Raw genomic sequence first — 25,411 nt, 5'->3', positions numbered from 1 at the left:
AAAATGATTAGTGCGGTTTATATAACTGTAGCTGTTTTTTGATGAGGTGAATATCCAATGGATGAAGTTGATGAATCCAAACAACTTGTGTTGCAGATCGGCGGTGCCTTGAAAAGGTACAGAAAAGAAAAAAGCATGAGTTTAGACGACTTAGCGGAAATAACGGGCGTAAGCAAACTTACTCTCGGGAATATCGAACGTGGCGAAACAAATCCAACCTTGGCGATTTTATGGAAAATTTCAAAGGGCATATCTTTACCGTTAATGGCTTTGTTTAAATCAGAAGACCCCGTTAGTTTGTATCGAGCAGGCGAGGGTTTGCGGTTTTCGAATGATCAAAAAAATTGGATGATTGAACCCGTTTTTAAAAGTAACGATACTGAAATGTGTCGGGCTTACTTACAGCCACATAGCTCGTATCACCCTGAAGGCCATCATGTGAATACAACTGAAATTGCGACAGTCATGACAGGCTCCATTGAAATTCAAGTCAATGGAGAGACTTACACATTGAATCAATATGATACGATCAGTTTTCGAGCGGATCGTCCTCACGCTTATACAAACCCTACAGATAGCGAAACCGTGCTCCATATCTCCCTAAAGTATGGTCCATAAAATTCGAAAATATGACTTACTAAATAGAACTCCACACTTCCGTAACGGAATGTGGAGTTCTTTTTTTGTTTTGATTATTTTAAATATATTTAAATTTGTTTATTGTAAAAAATAATATATTATAATATACTTTTGTTGTCCGCGCGGACGTTATTGCATCGTTTTTTTCAATCAGCAGAAAACAATTTATCCGTTTAAAATACAGGAGGAGAAATGAAGAATGCCGAACAACCAAATTAAAAAAGCCGTACCATCCTCTATAGGATTCATCATTCTCGGCATTATTTTTATCGCAGCTAATCTACGTACTCCCTTAACCTCGGTCGGTCCGCTAGTCAGTCTCATAAGGGATGACGTTCATATTTCAAATACATTAGCAGGCCTGATCACAACGGTACCTTTGCTCGCCTTTGCCTTATTATCACCTCTGGTACCGAACTTAGGACGTAGGTATGGAGTTGAGCGTCTCATTTTGATTGCCCTCGTCTTTCTGACGGTTGGTATTGTAATCCGTTCCTTATCTGGCGCAGTTAATCTATATATTGGGACAGCTATCCTCGGTTTCGCCATTGCCGTTTGCAATGTATTATTGCCAAGTATAATCAAAAGGGATTTCCCGAGTAACATTGGCTCCATGACAGGTGTTTACTCCATCTCAATGAGTTTATGCGGGGCGATCGCATCGGGAATCAGTGTACCGTTAGCCGTGAACGCAGGTTTGCAATGGCAGGGAGCATTGGGAATATGGGGGATTCTCAGCTTTGTATCGATCCTCTGTTGGTTACCTCAATTAAGAAATCAAATGAAGCAAACAGCCACGACGAGTCAACAAACGGCCCGTAACGATGTGAATGTTTGGCGATCTCCTCTTGCCTGGCAAGTAACCTTGTTTATGGGGATACAGTCCATGGTTTTCTATGTGTTGATCGCTTGGTTGCCTGAAATTTTAAAGCAGCAAGGAATTGACTCCAACCAATCGGGATGGTACCTTTCGATCATGCAGTTGGCACTGCTTCCATTTACTTTTATAGTTCCCGTTATTGCCGGGCGCATGTCTAACCAACGTTTGTTAGTGATCATCACAACCATTTTGCTCTTGACGGGGACGCTCGGACTTCTTTACGGAAGCTCCGAAATCATTTTGCTGTGGATCATCATCCTTGGAATTGGTGGAGGCTTCGCTTTTAGTTTGTCCATGATGTTTTTCGGATTACGTACTGAAAATGCGCATCAAGCAGCGGAACTGTCTGCCATGGCGCAATCGGTCGGATATCTTCTTGCCGCAATCGGCCCAGCCCTTATAGGATATCTGCATGATGCGACGAATAGTTGGAGCCTGCCGCTCTTTATTCTGCTTGGCGCTTCGGTCTTACTCTTTGTAGTCGGTATGGGAGCAGCAAAAAACCGCGTTGTCGGCGGCCGAACTAGTTCCGTGCCGGCACGGAAAGAACGATAATAGGCTTGAAAAAATGTTGTGCAGCCATTGATGAAGGTGAAATAACGAACAAAAGCCGCAGCTCATGCGGCTTTTGTTGTTGGAATCAGAATACTCTGTATTTTTTCCACTCAAAGCACACCACATCGATCGCTCTCGGCGGCTCTCGCATTCGATCAACCTTACTCTCTTCCAATTCAATTATGATCCAAGTCATGATGAAGTTCTTTGGCGGGAACAACGGGCTCGTATTTTTGCCCTTTTGCAACAGGTTCTGATATATAAACGAAGTCCCCCGTTCCGTCGGGCGCGCTTCCTTTAGCCCATAACCCTTCGCTGGATTCGGTTCCTTCAGAGAGATTCCAGAACTCATAGGCTTCAGGTTGGGACTCCTGCTCTGCCTCCGGCGGAAAGGAAGCCGGTACCACGACGCCATTCTTTTCTTCCAGCTCCTGAATGGCGGCCATCCATTGATATTGATGATAACGATCCCGTGCCAGCATTTTTCGTAAAGTCGCGCGGACGCCTTCATCGTTCGTCATCTGATATAGTCTCGCCACTTGCAATCGGCCCTGACTTTCGGCATGCAAATTAGACCGCATGTCTGCAAGAAGGTTGCCGCTGGCCACGATATATGAACCGTTCCATGGTACGCCGGTAGAGTTGGTAGGTAAGCCGCCCAATCCGCTTACAAGCAGATGTTGGGGATTAATGCCTCCCATAATGGCAGCTGTAACGGGATCCTCAGCGGCTTTCTGCTGCTCGGCAGGTGTGGCGCCATCCAATAGCTGGCTAATCAATGCGCATAACATTTCGACATGGCCAATTTCCTCCGTGCCGATATCCATCAGCATATCTTTGTATTTTTCCTCGCCCCGACAATTAAACCCTTGAAAAAGGTACTGCATCATCACTGTCATTTCACCGAACTGCCCTCCCAGTACTTCCTGGACCTGGCGTGCAAATGCCGGATCAGGGCGATCTACTTTAACCTCGAACTGTAACTCTTTCTGATGTCGAAACATATGATTTCCTCCGTTTGTAAGTTGGATTGATTTCTAAAAGTATATAACCCTTTCACATCGCTCTAAACAGAGGGTAAACTCTTTCCGATCAACCAACCTTCCCGTTTTCCTGCTTGTTTCACCCATCGTTTCGACAGGATTCTCTATGCCTTACTGCTCCAATAATGCTCAGCTGCTTTTGCTTCTTTGACACAAATCTCTTGAAAAGAGGTGTTTCACTGGCTAGAATACTGGGTATTAAGCACATATTGTTGTTTTTAACCGACGATTTCTTATTGAACATAAGATATCCGCAAAACACTAAATTTCGACGATGTATTATACACCAAAAGGAGAGCTCAAAATGCAGGTTCAAAAGGTTGATCATCATGAATTATTCGAGCAGATATATAACCTAGCGCCTATTGGAATTGCACTCGTTGCTCCGACAGGGCAATGGCTGAAAGTGAACCCTGCTTTTTGCAATATGATGGGCTTTACCAGTGAGGAATTATTGAATCTCAGCTACCAGGATATTACGCATCCCGAGGACTCGCCGCAAGATGTGATCTATGCCTGTGAGCTGTTTGAAGGTATATCGAAAGAACATAAATACGAAAAACGATACATCAAAAAAGATGGCAATGTCCTTTGGACTTCATTACATGTTTCCTTGGCTCGAGACGAAAAGACGGATGAGCCGCTTTACTTCATATGCCATATTGTGGATATTACGGATCGTAAAGCGTCCGAACAGAAGCTATTGCACAGTGAAGAGATGTTCAAACTGATTTCGGATAATGCTCAGGAGATCATTTATATCACGAATTGTGAAGGCGTCTGTCGATTCTGCTCCCCTTCCGTTCAGCATTTGCTGGGCTACTCGCCCGAAGATATAATTGGCCAGGATAACATTGCATATTTCCATCCCCAAGATCTGGAACGTATCTCACAGATGGACCTGTCCTCTGGCAATATGCTGAATGTTAGGATTCGCCATAAAGACGGTCATTATCTTTGGTTCGAAACCACGTATAAAATCATCGGAAATGCTGAGCATGAACAGCAGATCCTTTTCATTGGACGAGATGTCTCCGAACGAAAAAAACATGAAGAGATCGTTGCAGAGGCAGAGCGTATCGCGATGATCGGCAGTTGGGAATGGGATATGGTCAATGACCAAATCGCCATTTCAGATCAAATTTTTGAGATTCTTGAACTCGAACGCACTCCCCAACGATATCGGGCAAGTGATGTTTTTAAAGCCATGAATCCCGCGGATGCAGCATCTCTGCAACAAAAAATCGGCTGGGTAAAACAAGGCGAGCCGCTTGATTTCGAGTACAAATACATCAGCAAGAATGGCAGCGAGAAATATCTTCACTTGCGCGGATTAATTACGTTTGATGAATACTGCAAGCCAGTACAGTTAAATGGGACATTGCAGGATATTACCGAGCGGAAACTCATTGAATTCAAGCTGCAGGAGACCGTGGAACGGTACACATCGCTGAAAAAATATAATCATGACGCCATTATCTCGTTTAACATGGATGGGAACATTATGAATGCCAATCCAGTAGCGGTGAAAATGACAGGCTGTCCCGTGGCTGAAATGAGCGGCACAAGCATACAAAGGTTTATCGGGGCCGTTAATCTAGGTCTGATTCTCCGCAGCAATTACGAGTTGGCCGAGAAGGAAATCAACACCATTCGCCATAAGGACGGCCACGAGACCGAAGTCTTGGCTACGCTTGCTCCGATCATTATCAACAAGGCCAATGTGGGGTTTTATCTGATCGCAAAGGACATTACCGAACAGAAAAAACTGCTCGTTGCCAAAGAGACGGCCGAGAGAATGAATCAGGCCAAAAGTGAATTTCTCGCCATGATGAGCCATGAAATTCGCACCCCGATGAACGGCGTAATCGGGATGACGGACCTGCTGCTGGATACGCCGGGACTCAGCGGAGAACAAAAGGAATATATCAGCATTATCCAGAAGAGCGGAGATTCCTTGCTGGCCATCATTAATGATATTCTTGATTTTTCCAAAATCGAGTCAGGCAAAACCGAGCTGGTCGATGATCCGTTTGATCTTCGAGAAATCGTGACAGAAACGGTGCAGATCGTAAAACCACTGGTTCGCGAAAAGAATCTGGATATCCGTGTATGTCTGGATGATGCCATTCCGACTCCGGTGCATGGCGATGCTTACCGTCTTAAACAAGTACTGACCAATATCATCGGCAACGCGGTTAAATTTACTTCAGAAGGCGGCGTGGAAATCAATGTCGGCCTTAAAGAGCAGTGCAGCAGCAACGTGCAGCTGCAATTCACGGTGAAGGATTCGGGAATAGGGATTCCGGTGGAGAAAAGACAACAATTGTTTGAGCCGTTCTACCAGCTGGAAAACTTCATGACTCGCAAACCTCAAGGCACCGGTCTCGGGCTTGCCATCAGCAAAAAGCTGGTGGAGCTGATGCAGGGTGATATCTGGATCGAAGAATCGGATGAACCGGGTACAACCTTTGCATTTACCGCATGGTTCAAGTTGAACAACAATGAAGAGAGCAGCACATTCGATCAACAACAGAAAAAGAACAAATCGGCATCTCTTCGGATTCTGATCGCGGAAGACAATGAGGTGAATCAGCTTGTCCTTGGCAGGATGATCGAGAAAAAAGGACACTTTGTAGACCTGGTGGTCGACGGTGCCGAAGCTGTCGAGGCTGTCAAACGGCATGCGTATGATATTGTTTTTATGGACGTGCATATGCCGCGGCTGGATGGCTTTGAAGCGACTAAAGCGATTAAGGAAATGCTTGACCCCGAATCATGTCCATTTATTGTTGCGGTAACGGCAAATGCCGTAAGAGGAGACATGGACAAATGCTTGAAGGCAGGCATGGATGCATATGTAAGCAAACCTATTAAAGGCGAGTCGATTACGCAAGTGCTGGAGATGTATTATATCAAGAACCAGATCAATCATTCATAATTTGCAAACAATGAGCAGCCTGCGATCCTGCAGCCTGCTCATTTCCTTTATTAACAGCATTTCCCATTAGCGTAACAAGTATTATTCCATTCTGTCTGCATTATCTTCTCAATCTGTCCGTATTGGTCCCCTTGATCCATCCTCCAGTGGATTTCTTCCCTTCTACTTTGTCTCTCTGGGGATGATATAAAGCGTTCCATCCTCGCCATACTCCGCATATGCAATATCCTTAATATTGTCATACCCCTGCCTTTGCATATCACTCTTGACCTTTTCCGGGTCCATTTTCTTTCCCCTCAGGGACATCGTCAGGAGTTCCCCTTTATCAATGACCGTAATAGCCAAGCTATTGGAAATATCCTGAAGACCCAAATCTTGGGCAGTCGGAGGCTCGTACTCCGGCTTGCGAAGGACGGACAGAGATCCGTCGATTTCCAGGACGGCATGTTTGACCTCCTGAAGCGAAAAAACGTTCTGTTTTCGAAGCATGGAGAGCAATTGTTTATACTCAATGTCATATTTTTTTAATAAACCCTGATTCACTTCACCGTTATCAATCAAGAGAACAGCCCGCCCCTCTGCTGCATACCCGAATTTAACGAAACGGGTTGTTGCTTTCTCAAAAAGGTACGAGAGGACCGTCCAGACTGCCAAAGCAAATAAGAGATGGGAGATCTTGACTTGATCGTCATACAGCGTATTTCCCACAATTTCACTTAGTACCAACGAAGATAGGAAATCCAACGGCGTAAGTTGACTGAGCGTTTTTCTTCCCGTAACGAACGTGATGACCCAAAGTCCGAAAAAACTGATGACCAGCTTGATGCTTAATTCCAACAGCATATCGACCAACCTCCCCAAAGAACCAATCATTGAAGAACCATTACCCACTTCTTTCAATTAAAAACAACGGCGCCCATCAAGCCAAAATGAAAAGGCATGAACCCGGTCTAATACCGAGCTCATGCCTAACAGGTTGCATAAAACACTTGTCTACCTTTAAGGGAGATCACTTCAAAATGACGCCGATTCCATCAGGTTGTTGTTTTAAGATCGGGAGTCGAGCATTCACCATTCATGGAGAGGTTTACGGATGGATATTATGCATTATTGCACTGTAGAGAAAATCGGCTAAATCCTCATGGCCATATTGATCAAAATAGTTTCTGAATCGTGCATCGAATTTGTAAGTATTGGCAATGCAAGCCAGTAATTCTGCATCACATGTCATGAATTGCATCAGATTTTCTTTCCACTCTTCGATTAATCGCTGAGCTTCATCGGAGGAAGGATCCTGATCGACACAAGCTGCCATTTGTTTGAATATTTCCTCCATGGATTGAAACCGTTCCTCTTTATCGTCAAGCGATAATTTTTCCAACGTTTCATTATACTCTTTATACGCTTCTGTTTCGCCATAAATGAATCTTGCCTCATTTGCATACTGTTCTTTCAATGGTAAAACGGAAGAATCCTTGAAGATTTGCAAATCGCTAATATCCATTCCCGAATCGTATTCATCGATCGCTACTATCATGGTTTCCAGTCTTTGTTTTCTCGATAATAACGTTTGTTTCTGCTTCTTCAAAATTTGTTTACGTTCTTGTCTGGTCAGCTTTAAAATGTCTGCAATTTCTTTCAAGGAAAACTCCAACTCCTTTAGGAACAGAATCGTTTGAAGTTTTTCCAAACTGCTTCGATCATATAAGCGATACCCTTTTTCCGTCAGATGCGTCGGTTTAAATAAATCGATTCGATCGTAATAATGCAGAGTCCGGCCTGTAATGCCTGTAATCCGAACAATATCTTTAACCGTTAATAATCGTTTCTTCATCCCAAAATCCTTTGACTTCGTCCAGTATTTGAGCAGCAGGCGTTATTGTCGCCTCAAAAATCGTTTTTCCCGTTTTTCTTAAATAATATCGGATCAAATAATATCCGCAAGCGTATCCGGCACTATAAGGCATGTTGACCGGTTTGAAGTTTTGAAGGGTGGCGATCTCGTCCCCGTAAAGATACGGAGCCAATTGATCAAACCCGGTTAATTGCAATCGCTCTCTAAGCACAGGCTTTATGCGTTGGTTAAGTGTTTCTGCGTTCGTTTTCGTGACCCAAGGGCCGAGCAATTCTTCTCCAAACATGAACGTCGCATAATTTTCGGCTAATCCTTCACTTACGATGAGCTCGCCCAAATGAACGTTGTGATCCCACTGAATAAATTGATAGCGCACATTATGGTTGCATTCATGCGCCAGCGAAGCTTTCATCCGCGGAATCGTGTACTCGTTTGGCAGGAGCGTCCCCCAGATAAATCCGGGAATGCCGCCAAAACCGCTATATCCTTCATTTATGGTTAAAGCACGGTTTTCCGGATTCCCTAGTTGAATGGTAAACAAATACTCGGATACGGGGAGGCTTATACCATGGGCCACAAATAGACCGAGGCTTTTCCTTACAGCGTGCTCACACTCTAACCAAAAAGAATCTGACGAAATCAACTCTACCTCATTTGAAATCTGCCGGGTAATCTGATCAGGAGATCGATGCATCATACTATTAAACGTAACCACGTCAAAACCGTTCGCCTCTTCAGCTCTAAAAGGGATCTGTTGAATTTCCCATTGCTTCATAAAAGGGGCCATCATTTCGTTTCTGAATAATTCAAGCTTTTCGTCGGGCGAAGCCTTGATTATATTTTGATAAATGTGGTCTGAACGCAATGTTTTTATGTTCATATCTCTCACTCCCAGTGATGTATTCATAGAGAGAGTATGGACTATGACCTAACGTCATAGTCAAGAGAGAAATTCGTAATGCTTTGCCTGGGATATTCTCGTCGACCAAATCCGGTGATTTCAAGTCCCGATGATGAAAGCGCCGTCCAGTCACTAGATAAGAAAAGGAAAACGTCGGGCAAGCCTGCAAACAGGTTTGCTCATCGTCTTCCTTGCATCGAAAAGAGCAAACGTTGAAATCCAACCCGTTTTGCCGCCTCCAAACCCATTACTAGTGGTATTGTAAAGAAATTCACGATAAGAGCCTTAATATGCGCCAGGAGCATCCGAAAAATATTTAGAACGGAACGTTCATATGGATCCTGTGTCATGAGTGAGCTGTGTTATTAAACATTTTTTTATACTGAAAGGGATGGGTCGGATGGATTTAGTGGCATTCAGCGATTTCTCACTACATCCCGCCAGTTCGCATTTGTAAGGATCTCTGCATCGTCACCGAAAAATACGTTTCCCGCTTGTTGATCGCCTTTCAGCCAATACATAAACCATGCAGTCATATATCCGTCAGCATGGTTCAGCATATCGCCGTGGTCCGTGTTTACGCGCCTTGCCATCACTTTGATTACCGTATCGGGAATATTGGCATAATTTTGGTTAAGTGACCAAAGCGGGGTAATACCTTGCCCTTCTGTTGCCGTTATATCTTCAGCAGTTCCCGCATCAAAATATCCCGTAGCAGCAACCATGAAATAGGGGATTTTGACCTTAGATACGTCGTAGCTCCATTCCTTTCCGAATACGCTGTCCTGTCCCCAGTAGCTTGAAGTGGCGCTTGCTGTATACATGACTTTGTAGTATCCGCCGTTATCCTGATTGGTTACGGCGTTTATTGTCCCCACGCCTCCCTGCGAATGTCCGCCGATTCCAATGTTGTCCACATCAATTTTACTATAAAAATCACTTTCGCGATCTTCATTCAGACTTAGCATAAAATCAAGGCTTGCAGACGATGATGCTCCTGTTCTTGAATTTTCGTCCTCATTGCCAACAACAATGAATCCCCATGAAGCAAGATGTTTAAACACAGCTTTATATTTTGAAGCAGGGATCCCCGTGCCGTTTGCCATTATAACGAGGGGATACGCAGACGAGCTTTCTTTCAATTCAGATGGAAACCAAATCTCATATTTCTTGAAGGTATCATTACCTGCGTCAAATTCCACATAAGAAACTTTATTTGTACCAAGTGCTGTATATTGTGCTTCGATGGGCTTGTCGGTCTTTACAAATTTATAATAATGTCCATTGCGATATGAAAGAAATGCAAGCACCGCCACAATTACCGCAATAACAACGAGAACCACAATCAGCAATATTCGTTTAAAGATTTTCATAAACTTCACCTCATTGCCACCTAATCTTCCCACATGCTCATTTTCTTTTCGAGATACAGGCGATATTGCTTTTTGTCGTTTTGCAGTTCGTATCCGGAGTGGGAAACTCGATATTATCATGTTTCGACAATTGCATCCCTTAATTCGGCATATATTTATCCAAATATTCATTGATTTTTTCAAAATAAAGTTTTGCTTCTTTTGGATCATTTTGTAAGCCGTGACCCGAACGCTTAAATTCAATGAAATCATGGGGAACGTTATTTTCCTTTAGAGCTTCAAGCAGATTTTTCGTTAGACCGAACGGCACGACTTTATCATAAGTGCCATAGGCAGCTAATGTTGGAACGGAATTCTTGGTAATATGTGTATAAGGTGAAATTTCATCTACGTACTTTTTGTACTCACCATTTCTCATCATTTCTGCAGTGATGCTTTCCCCTGTTATGATCGAGGCAAAAGCTGCACTTGCTTCAGCAGCTTCGTCAGATTCATATGGGCTATCGGTATTATCGATACCAAGCCATATGGATGGTTCGAAGCTAGGAGGGCCAACTCCTTCGAAGACCAATTTTACCGGAATTGGAGAGGAATCCGCATCACGGTACGCATAAAGTAAAGCAAGAGCTCCACCAGCAGATCCCCCAGATATAGCCATTTCATCAAGGTTATACCCCAGTTCAGCAGCCTTTTCTTTGATGACAGGTATACTTTGCTTAATTTCTTGAGACATTTGATAGAGGTTAACCGTATTTTCATCGGTGCGTAAGCTATAATTGATGCCCGCAGCTACATAGCCTTTAGAAGTAAAATATTTAAGCATATCGGCATCGTCATTTTTATCTCCGCTTGTAAATCCGCCCGCGTGAAGATAAACGACAAGACCATATGATTTTTTAGAATGATCTGCTGGAACATAGAGGTCATATTTGTTCAATTCTTCTTTGCCATATTCTAAATCTGTATAAATGGTTCCGACTGAATCACTCCAGTCTACATGTAATGGGTTACTAAACGTAGGAAACTTTAGTTTCAAGAAGGCCGAACCGGAAAAAACCAATACAAAAGTAAGAATGCAGGTTAATATCCACATCATTTTTTTCATCAGAATAATTTTCCTCCCAATAACAGATCCAACATCAGACGGACTGCTAATCTGCCTAACACAAATGCGGCTACCGCAATTATGGCAAGAATGACAAGACGTTTTTTGGTTATCATCGTTTCTCCTTTTCTTCATTCTCGAGATATTAATGAATTGTTTGCGCTGGAGCAAACATTACCATGAAAAAATAAACTGAAAATAAACCACTATAAACGAATTGAACTTTGTTCACTTGAAACAGTGCTTTATGATAGAATGCAGTTCTAAGTTACGCATACACATCAACGGAAAGGAATGAGGGTGATGTTCCAAATCCTCGTTGCAGAAGACGATAAAAATACGGCCAAATTAATGAAAACCATTATTGGCTCTGCCGGATATGAGGTATATTTGGCGGAGAACGGCATGGTGGCGCTAGAAATATTGGACAAGCAGCATATTGACCTGATTGTGCTCGATATCATGATGCCACACCTGGACGGATTCGAACTGACTCAAATGATCCGAGAAAGCAGGAATGATATCCCTATACTTATGGTCAGTGCAAAACATCTGCCTGCAGACAAACGTAAAGGCTTTATGGCAGGAACAGACGATTATATGGTCAAACCTGTGGACGAAGACGAGATGCTTCTTCGAATCAAGGCTTTGCTGCGAAGGGCCAAAATCCTTAACGAGCGAAAGCTTCATATCGGGAAGATTACGCTTCAATATGATTCATTAACGGTGACGAGGGAGAACGACGTGCAGACGCTGCCGCAGAAAGAGTTCTATTTGTTATATAAGCTGCTATCTTACCCCGACAAAATTTTTACCCGGATTCAGTTGATGGACGAAATTTGGGGTATGGAATCCGAGACGAACGATGTTACGCTCAATGTTCACATCAACCGGCTAAGAAAGCGATTCAGCGACTATCCGGAATTCGAAATCATTGCGATTCGAGGCATTGGTTATAAGGCGGTTAAACACGGTGATTAAAAAGAAAATCAACTTTACCGAAAAGGGTTACTTGCGCGGCTTTGGTTTGACTTTCATGTTTACGTTCATTGTGTTGTTTATTTTGCTCATATCCATTTTTCTTTCGTTTGTCATTATCGTTTTTCTTGCATACATTGGGCTATACACCCCGCAACCAGCAGGCGATCCAGATTCCGGAGGCGGGGTATGGCTTATTGCTTATTTCGGAACCGTAAGTGTTCTGGTCAGTGTTTTGGCATCGCTTATTTTTAGCCGAATCCCCCTCTCCCCCATCCGGGAAGTCATTGGTGCTTCCCAAGAGCTTGCCAAAGGAAATTTTGCCGTCAGGATCCATCTCAAGGGGGCGAAAGAGCTGAAAAAGTTGAACCAAAGTTTCAACCATATGGCAGAAGAACTGGGAAGCCTTGAAATGCTGCGTTCCGATTTCATTAATAACTTTTCACATGAATTCAAAACGCCGATTGTTTCTTTAAGGGGATATGCGAAGGTATTGAAAAAAGACAATTTGTCGGAAGCAGAACGCAATGAATATTTGGATATCATTATTCATGAATCGGAGCGTCTTGCCGAACTGGCCACGAATGTCCTTCAGTTGACCAAAATTGAAAGCCAAACCATTATCACGGAAAAGACGTTGTTTAACGTAACCGAACAAATAAGAAATGCTGTCGTATTGTTGGATTCGAAATGGTCCGCAAAAAACATTCGTTTCCACTTCGATTCGGCCGAAGTCATGGTTGTAGCAAATGAAGATATGCTCAGCCAGGTTTGGATCAATCTTCTGGACAATGCAATCAAGTTCTCTCCCTCGGATTCAGAGATCAAAATCGATATCGAATCAAGAGATCAACAGACCCGCATCTCTATTCATGACAATGGCCCGGGGATCGACTTGAGTAAGCAAAAATACATTTTCGACAAATTTTATCAGGGAGATGCCTCACACGCCTCTCCTGGATATGGGTTAGGTTTGAGCATTGCTCACAAAATCATTGCCTTGCACAACGGAACAATTAGAGTTGCAAAATCCGATGACACCGGCACAACATTTGAGGTGATTCTTCCTTTTAATTAGCCGGTTTCTCTTCGGAGCGTAAGAGGAGTCAGCAAATAAAGATACTTATCCGACATACGTTTAGAGGTGTCTTATGTTGACTTTCCTGTTTCTTTTACCACTACGATATAGATAATAGAGCACGCAAACAAGCGACAATGATCAAATGTATGAACGAAAAAGAAGGCAGATTCCATCCATAAACGGATGATTGCCTTCTCTAGGGGGCATGTACTTTCCGTGAAAACGTCGAGTACAAAGTTCGTCTAATTATGAATTCAAATGCACCGTCATGATCGGCTCATCAGAGCCTTTAGGCTTCTGGATGTCATGTATCTCTACATGGTCTACACATTCCAGCCCATCCGGAACAATGACCGGACTAATCACTGACAAGCCCGCTGCCTGAATAGCGGAAATATCAAATTCTAATAACAGTTGTCCTTGGTTTACTTTAGTACCGTTTTCCACATACAGTGTGAATCCATTTCCTTTTAGCGATACCGTTTCAATGCCGACATGGACAAGAATTTGGATACCGCTTTTATGTTCAATGATGACTGCATGTTTGCTTTTATCCATGACATGGACAATTTTCCCGTCAAATGGAGCGTAGACCTTTCCCTCCGTTGGTTCTATGGCCACTCCCATACCCATGTGGCCTCCTGCAAAGGCTGGATCAGGCACCTGTTTCAATGCTAATACTGCGCCTGAAATTGGAGCTGTAATCTTGAGCATATCAATTGTCTTTTTGTTTTTTCTCCAATGAAACATGTAAATCTCCCTCCAAATCTACGTACATCTCCTTCGTTTATTGGCAATCGACGCGGCTATTAAGGAACATTCTTCATTTGTACTATTCTTGTTGAGAGTTAAGTTTAGTCTTTTTTCGATTAATGTTTCCATATATTACTGTGAAGACTGCTCCACAGGATAATGCGATTAAATGTGCGATTATATAATTAAGATGCCCATGGTTGTCGGCGGAAGCAATGGCTAATCCCGGTAGAGCCGTGGTTCCAAATCCTATTGCAGTGAGCTTGCTTAAATACACATAACCACCAGCAATCGCTCCCCCAACACATCCAGCGATCAGAGGGAATTTATATTTTAAAGTGATCCCGAAAATGGCTGGTTCTGATACGCCAAAGATCACAGAGCCAAATGCTGAAATTCCAAGTTCCTTTACTTTCGTATTCTTCCGATGTAAAAGGACATATCCTAATACGGCCCCTCCTTGTCCAAATAAGGCAACAGACATTAATGGATTTATGAAGTTTCGCCCTGTATCTATAAGAAGCTGTGCTTCCACTGCACCTAAAACATGGTGTAACCCCGTAATGACGATAATTTGTTGAATACCAGCAAAGAACATATATCCAAAAATGCCCAAGTTTTGTGTACTCCATAATAATGAGGTGGTTACGAATTGAGCTAATTCGCGGCCCAGCGGTCCGATCATTGTGAATAACAATACGCTAGAAACAAATACTGTCAACAAAGGTGCTAAAAACAGTTTGATCATATTAGGTACTTTTTTAATAAAGAATTGGTCTAATTTGGCAACGACAAAACCCATCATCAAAGCAATGATAATGCCGCCTTGGAATCCAACGAGTTCGATGTTCAACCCTAAAATATTTATGGTTTCAGGCTGAACGTTGCCTTTAGCGACTTCATAAGCATCTGCTAAGTTCGGGTGAAGCATAATGGCACCAAGCACTAAACCAAGAATAGGTCTGCCGCCATATCTTTTGGTTGCAGAATATACTACCAATAATGGTAGTATCGTAAATATTCCAGATGATACGATTGATAATAAACGGTTAATCCCTTGCAAAGCTGGGTACATTTCTACAACCGATTTCTCACCAAATAAACCTTGTTGGCCCAACAAACCTGTAATTCCCATCAATAATGCGGCTGCAAGAATCCCAGGCATAATCTCAATAAAAACATCAGATAAAGATTTTATGGCTTTCTGTAAAAAATTCTGCTTTTGTGAAGCCTTTGTCTTTACGTCGCTTAGAGACATATTTTCTGTTTCTGTAAGCTTAGAGAATGCGGCATAAATATCGTTTACTAATCCGGCTCCAAAAATAATTTGAAGTTGATCGCCTGCTATAAAAACCCCTTTGACTAAATTTATATTTTCCACTTTTGTTAAATCAGCTTTATCGTTGTCATCTAATACGATTCTTAATCGAGTGGCGCAATGTGTGACTCCAGCGATGTTTTCCTTTCCCCCTATGTTCTTCAAGATGTTTTCAGAAATTTCTCTGTATTGTTTATGCTTATCTTCCATTTCTCTTTTCCCTCTCTCTTGACTGTTCAATTAGGATGTTTTGTAAATCTCCAGAACATACTTAGAAAGTCTTGCTTAATCCTTGGCAATGTGAGCCCTGCATGCATAAGCTCATCTCCACCAAACAGTTCACCAGTCTCGACATTTTTATACATAAAATCTGGATTCAACCCTTTAAATTTGATCGTTCGAAGAGATGCAGCCGGTTGCGAAAGCACTTTGAAATAACTCGCGACGACTTCCGATTGATCATCGGAAACAAAGTTCCATGCGGCTTCATTTCCATCAAAAGGGCTGAGTATTCTATGAAAACTTCCAAATTGGATAATTGGCCGAATCTCTTTATATAAAGCAACTTGTTTTTTAATTTCTTCTTTTTCTTGTTCTGTAATGGTTGTAAGGTCCAGCTCATAACCAAAGTTACCAGCCATTGCGACATGTCCTCTTGTTTCCAACGGAGTTATTCTTCCCACTTGATGATTAGGGACGGTTGAAACGTGGGCTCCCATGGTAATTGGCGGGTAAACCAGACTTGTACCATATTGAATTTTCAACCGACACATCGCATCGGTATTATCACTCGTCCATGTTTGAGGCATATAGTAAAGCATACCGGCATCAAAACGCCCGCCCCCACTAGAACAACTCTCAAACAATACATCAGGAAACCTTGATGTGATTGCTTCCATTACTTTATAAAGACCTAACATATATCGGTGAGCGGTTTCACGTTGTCGTTCCGGTGGTAAAGCAGCTGAACCCAAATCCGTCATATGTCGATTCATATCCCATTTCACATAGGTAATCGGTGCACTTGATAAAACAGAGGACACGGATTCGATGATGTAATCGCACACTTCCTCACGGGTTAAATCCAAAACAAGTTGGTTTCGGCCTAGTGTGGGAGGGCGATTTTCAACATGTAAACACCAATCTGGATGTTTTCTATATAAATCGCTGTCTATTGAAACCATTTCAGGCTCAAACCACAATCCAAACTCCAGTCCGAGATCACAAATCCGAGTTGCGAGGTCCAGCAATCCATTTGGAAGTTTACGCTGATCGACTACCCAATCCCCAAGTGAGCTGTTATCGTCATCTCTTTTTCCGAACCATCCATCGTCCAATACAAGCAGCTCTATACCTGCTTTTTTTGCTTCCACAGCTATTTCTTCAATTTTCTCCGCATTAAAATCAAAATAAGTAGCTTCCCAATTATTAATTAGTATTGGCCGCAACTTATCTCGGAATGTTCCACGACATAATCTTTTACTGTAGAGCTTATGATAGATCCTGGACATATCACCCAACCCATTTGCTGTGTAAGCCATTACAACTTCAGGAGTTTGAAATAATTCCCCAGGTTCTAACAGCCATGAGAAATCAAAAGGATTAATACCTATGGACACTCTCGTATTGCGATAGGGATCCACTTGAACTTGAGCCGTAAAATTGCCACTGTAAACGAGGTTAAACGCATATACTTCCCCTTGATCCTCATCAGTTCCTTTTCGTACTAACGATAGAAACGGTGCTTGTTGAGGACTGCTCGCGCCCCGGCAGCTATCAACCAGTTGAATCCCTGGAACAATGCTGCGCCTCACGATATTTTTTTCATTGTTATGAGCACCATATAATGTAATCAATTCGTACTCATCATCCCGAAAATCAACACTTGCACTAAGTGCCCGAAGGATCTTCAAGCGTTGTGTTCCTTCATTGTTAAAATGAGCCGACCTTGTGATCACATCTAATTCAGGGTACAAACTATAGCATAGTGTCACAGTCAATCCTAACAACTTATCCTCCATGATAAGCTCCAGTGTCTCTGCTTCTTCTTCGTCCTCTACATAAGTAGACGGCAGTCCGTTTAACTTGGGTTTTCCTTTATATGTCCTGTACTCTTTGTAACGAAGATCCGTCAGCGTTGATCCATTATTTAACTGTATTTGATAAGCCGGTGTTCTAAAATCTCCATTTCCATAGGCTGGATATTCTTGGGGCAGCGTATCGAGTGAAAATGTTCGATCAGAGGCATCCGGGTTAGGCGAAAATCCTCGATCCATATAAATAATTTTGTTGCTTCCACGATAGGTATTCACTTTTTTTCCCCAATATAAATGAGCTAAATATCCATCACGAACGATCTGCATTACATAGCTGGAATTTTTCCCTTGTAAATGAAATAACCGTTGATCGCCATTAATGTGGATTGCCATAGAATCCTCCTTGCATATTATTAAAACTATAATTGATAAGGTTTTGGGAATAGATGGAACCAAGCTGTGTAAGAAAGAAAAATGTGGAATTACAAATCAGCTTGAATCATCTCACAACGAATACAACGATATAACAACGTAATGAAAGATAGCGCTTTAGTTATTGCTTTACCTAGGATTAAACAATGAATTAGTTGCTATACAATAATTAGTATGCTTTTATTCTAATGGTTTAAATGGACAATGAATATGGAATAATGTAGACTGACTATTAAAGAATGTGATAACTTTTCAGCGTTTTAAAGAGAGGTGACAAGAATGGCCGCCAGTTTCTCCAATCATTCCCGCAATAATCTGGATCTTAATTTGTACACATGCGGTAGAGAAGCTTGTATGGGAGGACACTCTTATGGTCCTGCGATTCGAAGCGGATATATGATTCACTATGTATTAAAAGGAAAAGGTGTTTTTAAAGTTAATGACAAAATTTATCACCTCGAACAACAAGAAGCTTTTTTGATAGAGCCGAACGTTTTAATTTATTATGAAGCAGATGCTGATGATCCTTGGGAATATATTTGGATTGGTTTTAGTGGAATAAAAGCAAAAGAATATTTGCTTCGAACGAGTTTATCTATAGATCATCCGATCTTTAGTTTTGATCAAACGCACAATCTGGCTGATTGTATGCATCGTATTCTAGGTCTGACGTCCCTGACTTCGAACAGAGACTTTTTATTGACGGCAAAACTTTATGAATTTTTGTATGAATTGTGTGAACTTTACCCGAATATCAAAGTCCCTAGTGAAGTAAAACAACAGAAGTATATTGAAGATGCATTGCATTTCATTGATCAGAATTATGCACATCATATTACGGTAAATGATGTCGCTAGACACATTTCTATTGATCGTTCCTATTTGCATCGTCTGTTTAAGCAATACATTCATCAGTCTCCCCAGCAATTTTTACTCCATCTTAGAATTGAAAAAGCATGTTATTTAATGACCAATACTTCACTCAAAATTGGAGATATCGCCAGGTCGGTCGGATATAACGATGTCCTTTTGTTTTCCAAAAATTTTAAAAAGGCAAAAAACTGCACACCATCAGAATTTAGAAATATGCTGCTTTAGAAAGCTGCCTCAAAACGAAAAAGTCGCTAATTTAGCGACTTTTCATGAAAACTTTCCCAACTAACGCCGATCAAGGACCGACGTCAGTTCGATATTTGTTTTTCAATGTCACGAAATAGAGTCTTACCAAGTATAACCATCAACGTTTCACGATGCTATTCCTCGCCTAACATAGCCAGGGGGCTAAATGCTTCGTAATGGATGTTAGCCTGATGCACACCCCACTCTGTCAACATTCGATACATGGATTCCATAAACGGAATAGAACCACAGATATAGAAATCCGCTTTTTTGGACGGAACGACGGATTGCAGCCAGTTCAGATCTATTCGTCCCTCTACATCGTAGTTATGTGATTCTCGATCATGCGGAGTCGGAGACGAGTAGCATACCAATGACTTCACATTCGGGTGACTCTTCTCCATTTCAAGCAGGTGTTCCCTAAAGGCATGTGTGTTGCTGTTGGCCGTTGCGTGGATAAAGGTTACCTGACGATCACGCTGCTCCCTGACAACCGTGTTTAACATACTCAACAAAGGCGTAATTCCGATTCCGCCGCTGATCAAAACAAGGGGTGCGTCTGCAGTCGTTAAAATGAAATCGCCGGCAGGAGCGGAAAATGGTAAAGCATCGCCGACTTGAACATGGTCATGCAGGTAATTGGATACGATTCCATCCGGGTCGTTATGACTTGCATCTTCACGCTTCACGGTAATTCGGTAGACATCGTTTCCCGGAGCATCAGACAGACTGTAGTGGCGAATATGAGTATACTTTTCGCCCGGTATGTTTGCTTTTATCGTCAAATACTGGCCGGCCTTGTACTTGGCAATCGCTAGGCCATCTTGCGGCTTTAAATAAAACGAGGTAACGTCTTCCGTCTCCTTAACCTTTCGATCTACGATAAAGGTCCGGTCATCGGCCCAACCTCCCGACTGATGCTCGGTCTCCTCATACAAGCTTTGTTCGATCCGAATAAATGCATCCGCAATGTAGTTGTAAGCTTTCCCCCAAGCGGTAATAATTTCATCCGTGGCAGCGTCACCCAAAACATCCTGGACAGCTTCGAGCAATGTTTCGCCTACGATGGCATACTGCTCGGGTTTGATTCCGATCGCTCGATGTTTCTCCGTAATTCGCCGGATAACAGGAGTCAACGCATCCAGGTTGGTAATATGTTCTCCGGCTGCATAAACGACATAACCCAACGCTTCCTGCTGTATCCCTCTTTTTTGATTCGTCTGATTAAAGATGTTGTTCAGTTCCGGCGCTTTGGTGAATAACCGTTCATAAAATCGTTTTCCTATTTGAGCACTGTGCTGCTTCAGCACAGGGGCTGTTGATTTGACGATGTCTATTGTTTTTGAATCAAGCATATCTCGTACCATTCCTTCAGCTGGATTTGGGGTTAAACGCTAAAAGCTTCTCCAAACCCATGAAATGGTATACGTCTACGGACAGCGTCATTCTTTTCTTTCCTTCAAACCATTGGATGAATGGAGCCAACGCGATATTGCCCCCTACCATCTGATCGGATTGCCAAAAGAGTTCGTTCAGAAATGAACCCACTGACTTGCGTCGGTCAACGGCCGGGTATTACATTCCATTTTTGATGCTCATCCTCAAAACGGGGTTCATTCATCACCAGCGTTGTACCATCGTCCGACACGCCGAGCGCACTCCCGTTGTGCACGCTTGTAATGCGCATCGTTCCATCATCGTTTTTTGAAATGTTCCAGCGTTGATTAGGGTACCCCAGATACGGGTAAAGCTGGATACGATTCTGCCCAACATCCCAATCCAGCGACAGCCCGTTTATCGTTCGGATCGAATAAGAGCCGGAATCGTCGCCGGTCGGCATAAGGATCCACATCGAGCGCTCGGCTTCATGATCCGTCTCGGCTCCCACGTTCACGACCTCGCCTTCCGGGGTTGGAATGGATTGCATGGCAACAGGATATCCTGCATTGCGAATCGTCACGGTCTTCAAGTCCGCTTTTTTCATATCAAAGGCGTTCACGTTCTGGAAAGACGCACTTCCGCCAAAGGTATGAACACCGAAATGCCCCTCTGCAAACGTGCCATCTTGAACGTCCATGATTTGCTTGCCGTCCACATCAACCCGAATACGAGTACCTTCCGCCTGAATTTGGATGCGATAGGTTTGACCACCGCGAATGAATCTTGGAACGCGGGCAAGTACCTGCCGATTCTCGAAGGCTCCGTTCACTTTATAAAAGAGACGAATCGCCTGCAAGTTGGGATCGATGTTCAGGTAATAACCGCTTCGTCCATCCTCGCTTGCCCGAAACAGAAGGGAACCGGCTCCTCCTTCCGGGTCCAGCTGCATGTCAGCCTCATATCGGAAGTCTCCCGCCGTCTCTTGTGCAATATACTGTGAGTCGCTGCGGTCGCTTCCCTGTATGCCATGGTCCGATACAAACCACTGGGCAGAGGGCCGATCCGCCTGCCAGCCGGATAAATTGGTATGGAATTCGCCGCCAGTTACTACGATAGGTATCTTTGCAGAAGCTTTGCCGTTGGCCGTCGAAGCCGTCACCCAAGCTTCTCCCTTACCTACGGCACGAATCGTAGCATGCGTCTTGTCGGCATAAACGACGTTCACGACTTCCGGATCGCTTACGGTCCATTTCAACGGTTGAGCCCCTTTGCCTGGCCCGCCCTCAACGGAAGCATAAAGGCTTATGTCCTGTCCAACATTCATCGTTCTTCTCTGCGTATCCGCAACAACCCGCGGATTGGAGGACATGCCCTCCCTCCAGATATTGTTCATGGCGTACACATTCATTGAAACGACCTTCACATCTCCACCAAGGCTGTAGAACGCCATCGACCTTCCAGCCGGATCCGGAAAAATGACATCCGAGAAAACAACTCTGCCGTCATTGCCGAACACTTCAACGGAAGATTCATCGACAAATATGCGAAGCTTCACTCGGTTATGTTCAGGTTGTAATGGAGCCTCATGAACTTTGGTGAATAAACCAGAGAAACCCGAATCCCCCGAATTGGTGCGATCCACGAACATCATCTGCTTTTCGGCCTTGTAGCCCACTGTCGTTTTTTGCCCTTCCCTTTGGCGCAGGTGAAAACCAAACTCGGTTACAGAACTGCCTGGCGGAATTTCCACTTCAGCTTCAATTTCGTACGCTCCCGCAGCCAGACCTTGAAGCAGATTCTGCGATTTCGGTCCAACTCTGAATGGTTGTGCACTGTACAGATTTTGCCGCAGTGCCCGCATTTCAGCGACGGGCGTTTGCGCCAGCCGCACTCCTTCATCCGTTGTCCGGAGAGAGACTTCTCTCGGAATCGTCAATTGACCTTTCCAAGGGGCGGTTGGGAAATCAAACGGATAATCCCAATTCGTCATCCACGCAAGCATCACTTTGCGCTGATCCGGCATGCTCGCGAATGACATCGACGCGTAAAACTCCTTGCCGAAATCCGTTCGCAGTACTTTCCCCGCCGGATGATCGTTCAGGAATTTCCCTTCAGCGGTGAGTTCGCCTATAAAATATTCCGCATCCGATCCCTGAGTCTTCGGATTAGCTCCCGTGCTGATCATAAGCACCCACTTACGCTGATCCGTTCCGTCTACAGGCAGTTGAATCAGATCAGGACACTCCCATACACCTCCACGAACGTATTCCCCGTATCCGAAGTTATCCGTCAACGTCCAATCAAGCAGATTGGTTGAGGTAAAAAAACGAATATGGTCCCCGCCCGAAACCACCATGATCCAGCGGTTGTGATCTTCGTCCCGAACTACCTTCGGGTCACGGAAATCCCAACTGCCCGGGTCTTCGCCATGTTTGCCGGGATTCTCGATGACGATCGGACGGTCTTCAGCGTATTGCCAATTCCGTCCTTGATCCGTGCTGTATGCGAGACCGATGCGCTGATTGCCGCCGGGTTTATCCGGATGATAGGATGTGTAATACGCAATCAGGCCTTTTCCGCCGGAATCCGAGAACAGGCCGGAGACATTGTGCAGATCGGCAATCGCTGACCCTGACCATACATGACCCAGATCATTCCATGGCAGGGCAATGGGTAAACGCTTCCATTTTATAAGATCCGTACTGACGGCATGCGCCCAGGTCCCTCCATCCTGGTGAAACAAGTGATACTCCCCCTCAAAATAGACCAGCCCGTTCGGATCGCTTGCCGATCCCCGCATCGGAGAATAATGATATTGGGGGCGGTATTTTTCCGTGTAATACATCGACTCTTCCGTCATATACACGTCCTGAAAATAAGCCGAGCCTTGTTCAACAACCAGTCCGGCATATCCATCAGCATAGCTTGAATCCGTGACTTCAATCGCCGGAGCCGCGTATCCATCCACATACACCTTGATCAGACTGCCGAAGACGACCGCTTCGATATGATGTCTTGCTCCCGGTTGACTTGGGTACTTGCGATCCGAGCTCGCGAGCACGGTACCATCGGCTTTTCGAAGCTGCACGCGAGCTTCGTCCCCTTCCCTGATGAGGGCCGCTTCATATCCCTCTGTCCCGTCCGCATTTGATCTGAATAACAATGCCGCGGAGGACGTCGTGGCTGCCAGAGACACGTTTCCCTCATATACGACATCGCCTGCCGTTTTCTCGTAAATCATCCGCGTTTTCCCTTGAACGGTTCCTTTACCTCTTAATCCTTTCACATCAGGCTGCCAGTCACCGGTACTGTGGATCGGCTTGCCCAGGTTACCGTTCATGGAACTGACCTGAACATTCTGGAACAAGGCTGATCCGTCCCATACGTGGAGCCCCAGTTTCCCTGATGCATAGATGCTGTCTTTTACATCAATCACCGGGTCGTATCGGCCATCCCAAAAAACCTGGAGACTCTCGCCGACCGCCTTCACTTTCAGATGATAAATCCTCCCGGGTTCCACGCTTACCGAATGCTCTTCAAACAATGATCCCGACTTTCCGCCGGCATCCCTTAGTCTGATCACACCGGCCTGCGGAACCACCTGCAGCATATAAGAAGACCAACCCGTATCATCAGCCCGAAAAACAAGGCTGGCATCTGCCTTCATATCCTTGATCATCAAGTCAGCTTCATACACAAAATCATCGGCCCGCGTGGCCGATAAGGCCATTGCATTCTCCTCCGCATCGGAAGCCAAATGAAGTCCTTCATTCGTATCCTCAAGAGTGCCTTTGCCGTGCAAGGTCCAACCGGACAAATTCGTTGCTGCCCCGGACACGTCAGTCATCATTTGAACCGCCTCCGTATGTGGTATATCTGACCGTTTGACTGCTGGTTCTCTCTGCAGCATAGCAACCTTGTCTACAGCGGAAGGTGTTGAATACGCTTCCACGGAAGCGGAACCAAGGACACATGATAAAAGAACACAGCCAATGGATCTGAAAATGAATCTCATGAGCATCCCCTCATTTCTCCTGATGGTAAAGACTATAGCCCAAAAAGGACGGTGCACTCCCTTAAGCAAATAAGCGAATCCGCATCCGTCCTTCCGGGACGTGCTTACGATTATAAGGATGAAGCTGCCGCTGCTTGTTCAAACGCTTCGAGGCCCAAGGCTAGCGCACCGCACAAGCCTGCGCGTTGTCCCAATCCGGGAGGGACAATATATCGGTCGATATCACGCACCGTTTCCGGCATGTTTACATAACCATTCAGATTTTGCACAACCTGCTTCCGGATGATGGGAAACAGATGATCCTGCTGCATGACCCCGCCGCCAAGGATCACCTTCTGCGGCGAATGCAGCAGGATGGTCGTCGTGATGGATTCGGCAATGTAAAAGGATTCGATCTCCCATGCCAGATGGTCGCTCGGAAGCTCGCTGCCGGGGCTCTGCCAGCGAGCTTCAATGGCAGGTCCCGCGGCCAGTCCCTCCAGGCAATCGCCATGGTACTTGCAAATGCCGGCAAAGCGATCCTTCGGATGCCGCCTTGTTCGCATGTGTCCACCCTCCGGATGCAGCAACCCGTGGACTCTTTTTCCTCCGGCGATCAACCCGATGCCAACGCCTGTGCCGATTGTATAATACGCACAGTTGTCCAGCCCCTGTGCAGCTCCCCATGTCATCTCGCCGAGTGCCGCTGCATTCACATCCGTATCCCATCCGAAGGGAACCGGGAATTCACGTTTCAAGGCTCCGACAACATTGCAGTTGCTCCAATCCGGCTTGGGGGTTGTCGTAATGTAACCATACGTAGGGCTATCCGGTTGCAAATCGATCGGACCAAAGGAACCGATCCCGATCGCGTCCACTCCTTTATCCCTGAAATAATCGCACACCCTGGCAAGCGTGGTCTCGGGATGCTCCGTCGGAAAGCTGCACCAGTCTTCCACGCTCCCTCGCTCGTTGCCTACGCCGCATACAAATTTCGTTCCGCCCGCTTCTATGGCCCCAATACGCAT

18 protein-coding genes are annotated in these 25,411 nt (G+C 44.4%); 6 read left to right on the top strand and 12 right to left on the bottom strand.

Going from position 1 to position 25,411, the window contains the following annotated elements:
- Positions 1-57 precede the first annotated feature (57 nt).
- Together RSX24_RS07805 and RSX24_RS07800 are read left to right on the top strand one after the other, a co-directional pair.
- Positions 58-618 carry a helix-turn-helix domain-containing protein gene (locus RSX24_RS07805; protein ID WP_339272763.1) on the top strand — a complete coding sequence of 187 codons (561 nt, stop codon included), beginning with the start codon at positions 58-60 and terminating at the stop codon, positions 616-618.
- A gap of 220 nt (positions 619-838) precedes the next feature.
- On the top strand, positions 839-2,074 hold the full coding sequence (locus tag RSX24_RS07800) for a CynX/NimT family MFS transporter (protein ID WP_343260191.1): 1,236 nt from the start codon (positions 839-841) through the stop codon (positions 2,072-2,074).
- 176 nt (positions 2,075-2,250) lie between these two features.
- On the opposite strand, the gene RSX24_RS07795 is transcribed toward RSX24_RS07800, so the two are convergent.
- Complete coding sequence (locus RSX24_RS07795; RefSeq protein WP_343260190.1) at positions 2,251-3,078, bottom strand: manganese catalase; 828 nt, start codon at positions 3,076-3,078, stop codon at positions 2,251-2,253.
- 343 nt (positions 3,079-3,421) lie between these two features.
- Between RSX24_RS07795 and RSX24_RS07790 the strand changes: the two genes are divergently transcribed.
- The gene (locus RSX24_RS07790) at positions 3,422-6,058 is read left to right on the top strand and encodes a PAS domain S-box protein (protein ID WP_343260189.1); all 2,637 of its coding nucleotides are present in this window, start codon (positions 3,422-3,424) and stop codon (positions 6,056-6,058) included.
- A gap of 162 nt (positions 6,059-6,220) precedes the next feature.
- Here RSX24_RS07790 and RSX24_RS07785 read toward each other — a convergent pair whose 3' ends face one another.
- The 5 genes from RSX24_RS07785 to RSX24_RS07765 form a co-directional block, all read right to left on the bottom strand.
- Positions 6,221-6,901 (bottom strand): DUF421 domain-containing protein, encoded by a 681-nt coding sequence (locus tag RSX24_RS07785; protein ID WP_343260188.1) that lies wholly within the window; start codon positions 6,899-6,901, stop codon positions 6,221-6,223.
- A 244-nt stretch (positions 6,902-7,145) separates the two neighbouring features.
- Positions 7,146-7,892, bottom strand: coding sequence for a MerR family transcriptional regulator (locus tag RSX24_RS07780; protein ID WP_343260187.1), 747 nt, complete (start codon positions 7,890-7,892; stop codon positions 7,146-7,148).
- The gene (locus RSX24_RS07775; protein ID WP_343260186.1) at positions 7,867-8,793 is read right to left on the bottom strand and encodes a DUF2268 domain-containing putative Zn-dependent protease; all 927 of its coding nucleotides are present in this window, start codon (positions 8,791-8,793) and stop codon (positions 7,867-7,869) included. Before RSX24_RS07775 ends, RSX24_RS07780 begins: the two co-directional genes overlap by 26 nt.
- A 437-nt stretch (positions 8,794-9,230) precedes the next feature.
- Positions 9,231-10,187 carry a poly(ethylene terephthalate) hydrolase family protein gene (locus tag RSX24_RS07770; RefSeq protein ID WP_343260496.1) on the bottom strand — a complete coding sequence of 319 codons (957 nt, stop codon included), beginning with the start codon at positions 10,185-10,187 and terminating at the stop codon, positions 9,231-9,233.
- A gap of 139 nt (positions 10,188-10,326) precedes the next feature.
- A complete protein-coding gene (locus tag RSX24_RS07765) occupies positions 10,327-11,292 on the bottom strand; it encodes an alpha/beta hydrolase (RefSeq protein WP_343260185.1) in 966 nt (321 codons plus the stop codon).
- A 303-nt stretch (positions 11,293-11,595) separates the two neighbouring features.
- Here RSX24_RS07765 and RSX24_RS07760 point away from each other — a divergent pair, with 303 nt between their 5' ends.
- Complete coding sequence (locus RSX24_RS07760; RefSeq protein ID WP_339272781.1) at positions 11,596-12,273, top strand: response regulator transcription factor; 678 nt, start codon at positions 11,596-11,598, stop codon at positions 12,271-12,273.
- Positions 12,274-12,343: 70 nt separating this feature from the next.
- Positions 12,344-13,348 (top strand): HAMP domain-containing sensor histidine kinase, encoded by a 1,005-nt coding sequence (locus RSX24_RS07755; RefSeq protein ID WP_343260184.1) that lies wholly within the window; start codon positions 12,344-12,346, stop codon positions 13,346-13,348.
- Positions 13,349-13,597: 249 nt separating this feature from the next.
- Here RSX24_RS07755 and RSX24_RS07750 read toward each other — a convergent pair whose 3' ends face one another.
- The 3 genes from RSX24_RS07750 to RSX24_RS07740 form a co-directional block, all read right to left on the bottom strand.
- Positions 13,598-14,101: a PTS sugar transporter subunit IIA gene (locus RSX24_RS07750; protein WP_343260183.1), complete on the bottom strand. Its 504-nt coding sequence runs from the start codon at positions 14,099-14,101 to the stop codon at positions 13,598-13,600.
- 82 nt (positions 14,102-14,183) lie between these two features.
- Complete coding sequence (locus RSX24_RS07745) at positions 14,184-15,632, bottom strand: PTS transporter subunit EIIC (RefSeq protein ID WP_343260182.1); 1,449 nt, start codon at positions 15,630-15,632, stop codon at positions 14,184-14,186.
- A gap of 26 nt (positions 15,633-15,658) precedes the next feature.
- A complete protein-coding gene (locus RSX24_RS07740) occupies positions 15,659-17,851 on the bottom strand; it encodes an alpha-galactosidase (protein ID WP_339272796.1) in 2,193 nt (730 codons plus the stop codon).
- A gap of 318 nt (positions 17,852-18,169) precedes the next feature.
- Between RSX24_RS07740 and RSX24_RS07735 the strand changes: the two genes are divergently transcribed.
- On the top strand, positions 18,170-18,988 hold the full coding sequence (locus RSX24_RS07735; RefSeq protein WP_343260181.1) for an AraC family transcriptional regulator: 819 nt from the start codon (positions 18,170-18,172) through the stop codon (positions 18,986-18,988).
- Positions 18,989-19,143: 155 nt separating this feature from the next.
- Here the strand turns inward: RSX24_RS07735 and hmpA are convergent, their stop codons facing one another.
- The 3 genes from hmpA to RSX24_RS07720 all read right to left on the bottom strand — a co-directional run bounded on the left by hmpA (position 19,144) and on the right by RSX24_RS07720 (position 25,411).
- Entirely contained in the window at positions 19,144-20,364 is a 1,221-nt protein-coding gene (hmpA, locus tag RSX24_RS07730; protein ID WP_343260180.1) for an NO-inducible flavohemoprotein, read from the bottom strand.
- Positions 20,365-20,570: 206 nt separating this feature from the next.
- Positions 20,571-24,239 (bottom strand): GH32 C-terminal domain-containing protein, encoded by a 3,669-nt coding sequence (locus tag RSX24_RS07725; RefSeq protein ID WP_343260179.1) that lies wholly within the window; start codon positions 24,237-24,239, stop codon positions 20,571-20,573.
- Positions 24,240-24,514: 275 nt separating this feature from the next.
- The gene (locus tag RSX24_RS07720) at positions 24,515-25,411 is read right to left on the bottom strand and encodes an ROK family protein (RefSeq protein WP_343260178.1); all 897 of its coding nucleotides are present in this window, start codon (positions 25,409-25,411) and stop codon (positions 24,515-24,517) included.

Origin of the sequence: Paenibacillus hubeiensis (genome assembly GCF_032334105.1) — a bacterium.
Lineage (GTDB): Bacteria > Bacillota > Bacilli > Paenibacillales > Paenibacillaceae > Paenibacillus > Paenibacillus hubeiensis.
Note: the sequence above shows the minus strand (reverse complement) of the source record. Positions and strands in the feature narration are given on the sequence as shown.

Coding starts and splice junctions, on each gene's coding strand:
- RSX24_RS07805 (WP_339272763.1), top strand. CDS start 58: ATGGATGAAGTTGATGAATCCAAACAACTTGTGTTGCAGATCGGCGGT.
- RSX24_RS07800 (WP_343260191.1), top strand. CDS start 839: ATGCCGAACAACCAAATTAAAAAAGCCGTACCATCCTCTATAGGATTC.
- RSX24_RS07795 (WP_343260190.1), bottom strand. CDS start 3,078: ATGTTTCGACATCAGAAAGAGTTACAGTTCGAGGTTAAAGTAGATCGC.
- RSX24_RS07790 (WP_343260189.1), top strand. CDS start 3,422: ATGCAGGTTCAAAAGGTTGATCATCATGAATTATTCGAGCAGATATAT.
- RSX24_RS07785 (WP_343260188.1), bottom strand. CDS start 6,901: ATGCTGTTGGAATTAAGCATCAAGCTGGTCATCAGTTTTTTCGGACTT.
- RSX24_RS07780 (WP_343260187.1), bottom strand. CDS start 7,892: ATGAAGAAACGATTATTAACGGTTAAAGATATTGTTCGGATTACAGGC.
- RSX24_RS07775 (WP_343260186.1), bottom strand. CDS start 8,793: ATGAACATAAAAACATTGCGTTCAGACCACATTTATCAAAATATAATC.
- RSX24_RS07770 (WP_343260496.1), bottom strand. CDS start 10,187: ATGAAAATCTTTAAACGAATATTGCTGATTGTGGTTCTCGTTGTTATT.
- RSX24_RS07765 (WP_343260185.1), bottom strand. CDS start 11,292: ATGAAAAAAATGATGTGGATATTAACCTGCATTCTTACTTTTGTATTG.
- RSX24_RS07760 (WP_339272781.1), top strand. CDS start 11,596: ATGTTCCAAATCCTCGTTGCAGAAGACGATAAAAATACGGCCAAATTA.
- RSX24_RS07750 (WP_343260183.1), bottom strand. CDS start 14,101: ATGTTTCATTGGAGAAAAAACAAAAAGACAATTGATATGCTCAAGATT.
- RSX24_RS07745 (WP_343260182.1), bottom strand. CDS start 15,632: ATGGAAGATAAGCATAAACAATACAGAGAAATTTCTGAAAACATCTTG.
- RSX24_RS07740 (WP_339272796.1), bottom strand. CDS start 17,851: ATGGCAATCCACATTAATGGCGATCAACGGTTATTTCATTTACAAGGG.
- RSX24_RS07735 (WP_343260181.1), top strand. CDS start 18,170: ATGGCCGCCAGTTTCTCCAATCATTCCCGCAATAATCTGGATCTTAAT.
- hmpA (WP_343260180.1), bottom strand. CDS start 20,364: ATGCTTGATTCAAAAACAATAGACATCGTCAAATCAACAGCCCCTGTG.
- RSX24_RS07725 (WP_343260179.1), bottom strand. CDS start 24,239: ATGATGACTGACGTGTCCGGGGCAGCAACGAATTTGTCCGGTTGGACC.
- RSX24_RS07720 (WP_343260178.1), bottom strand. CDS start 25,411: ATGCGTATTGGGGCCATAGAAGCGGGCGGAACGAAATTTGTATGCGGC.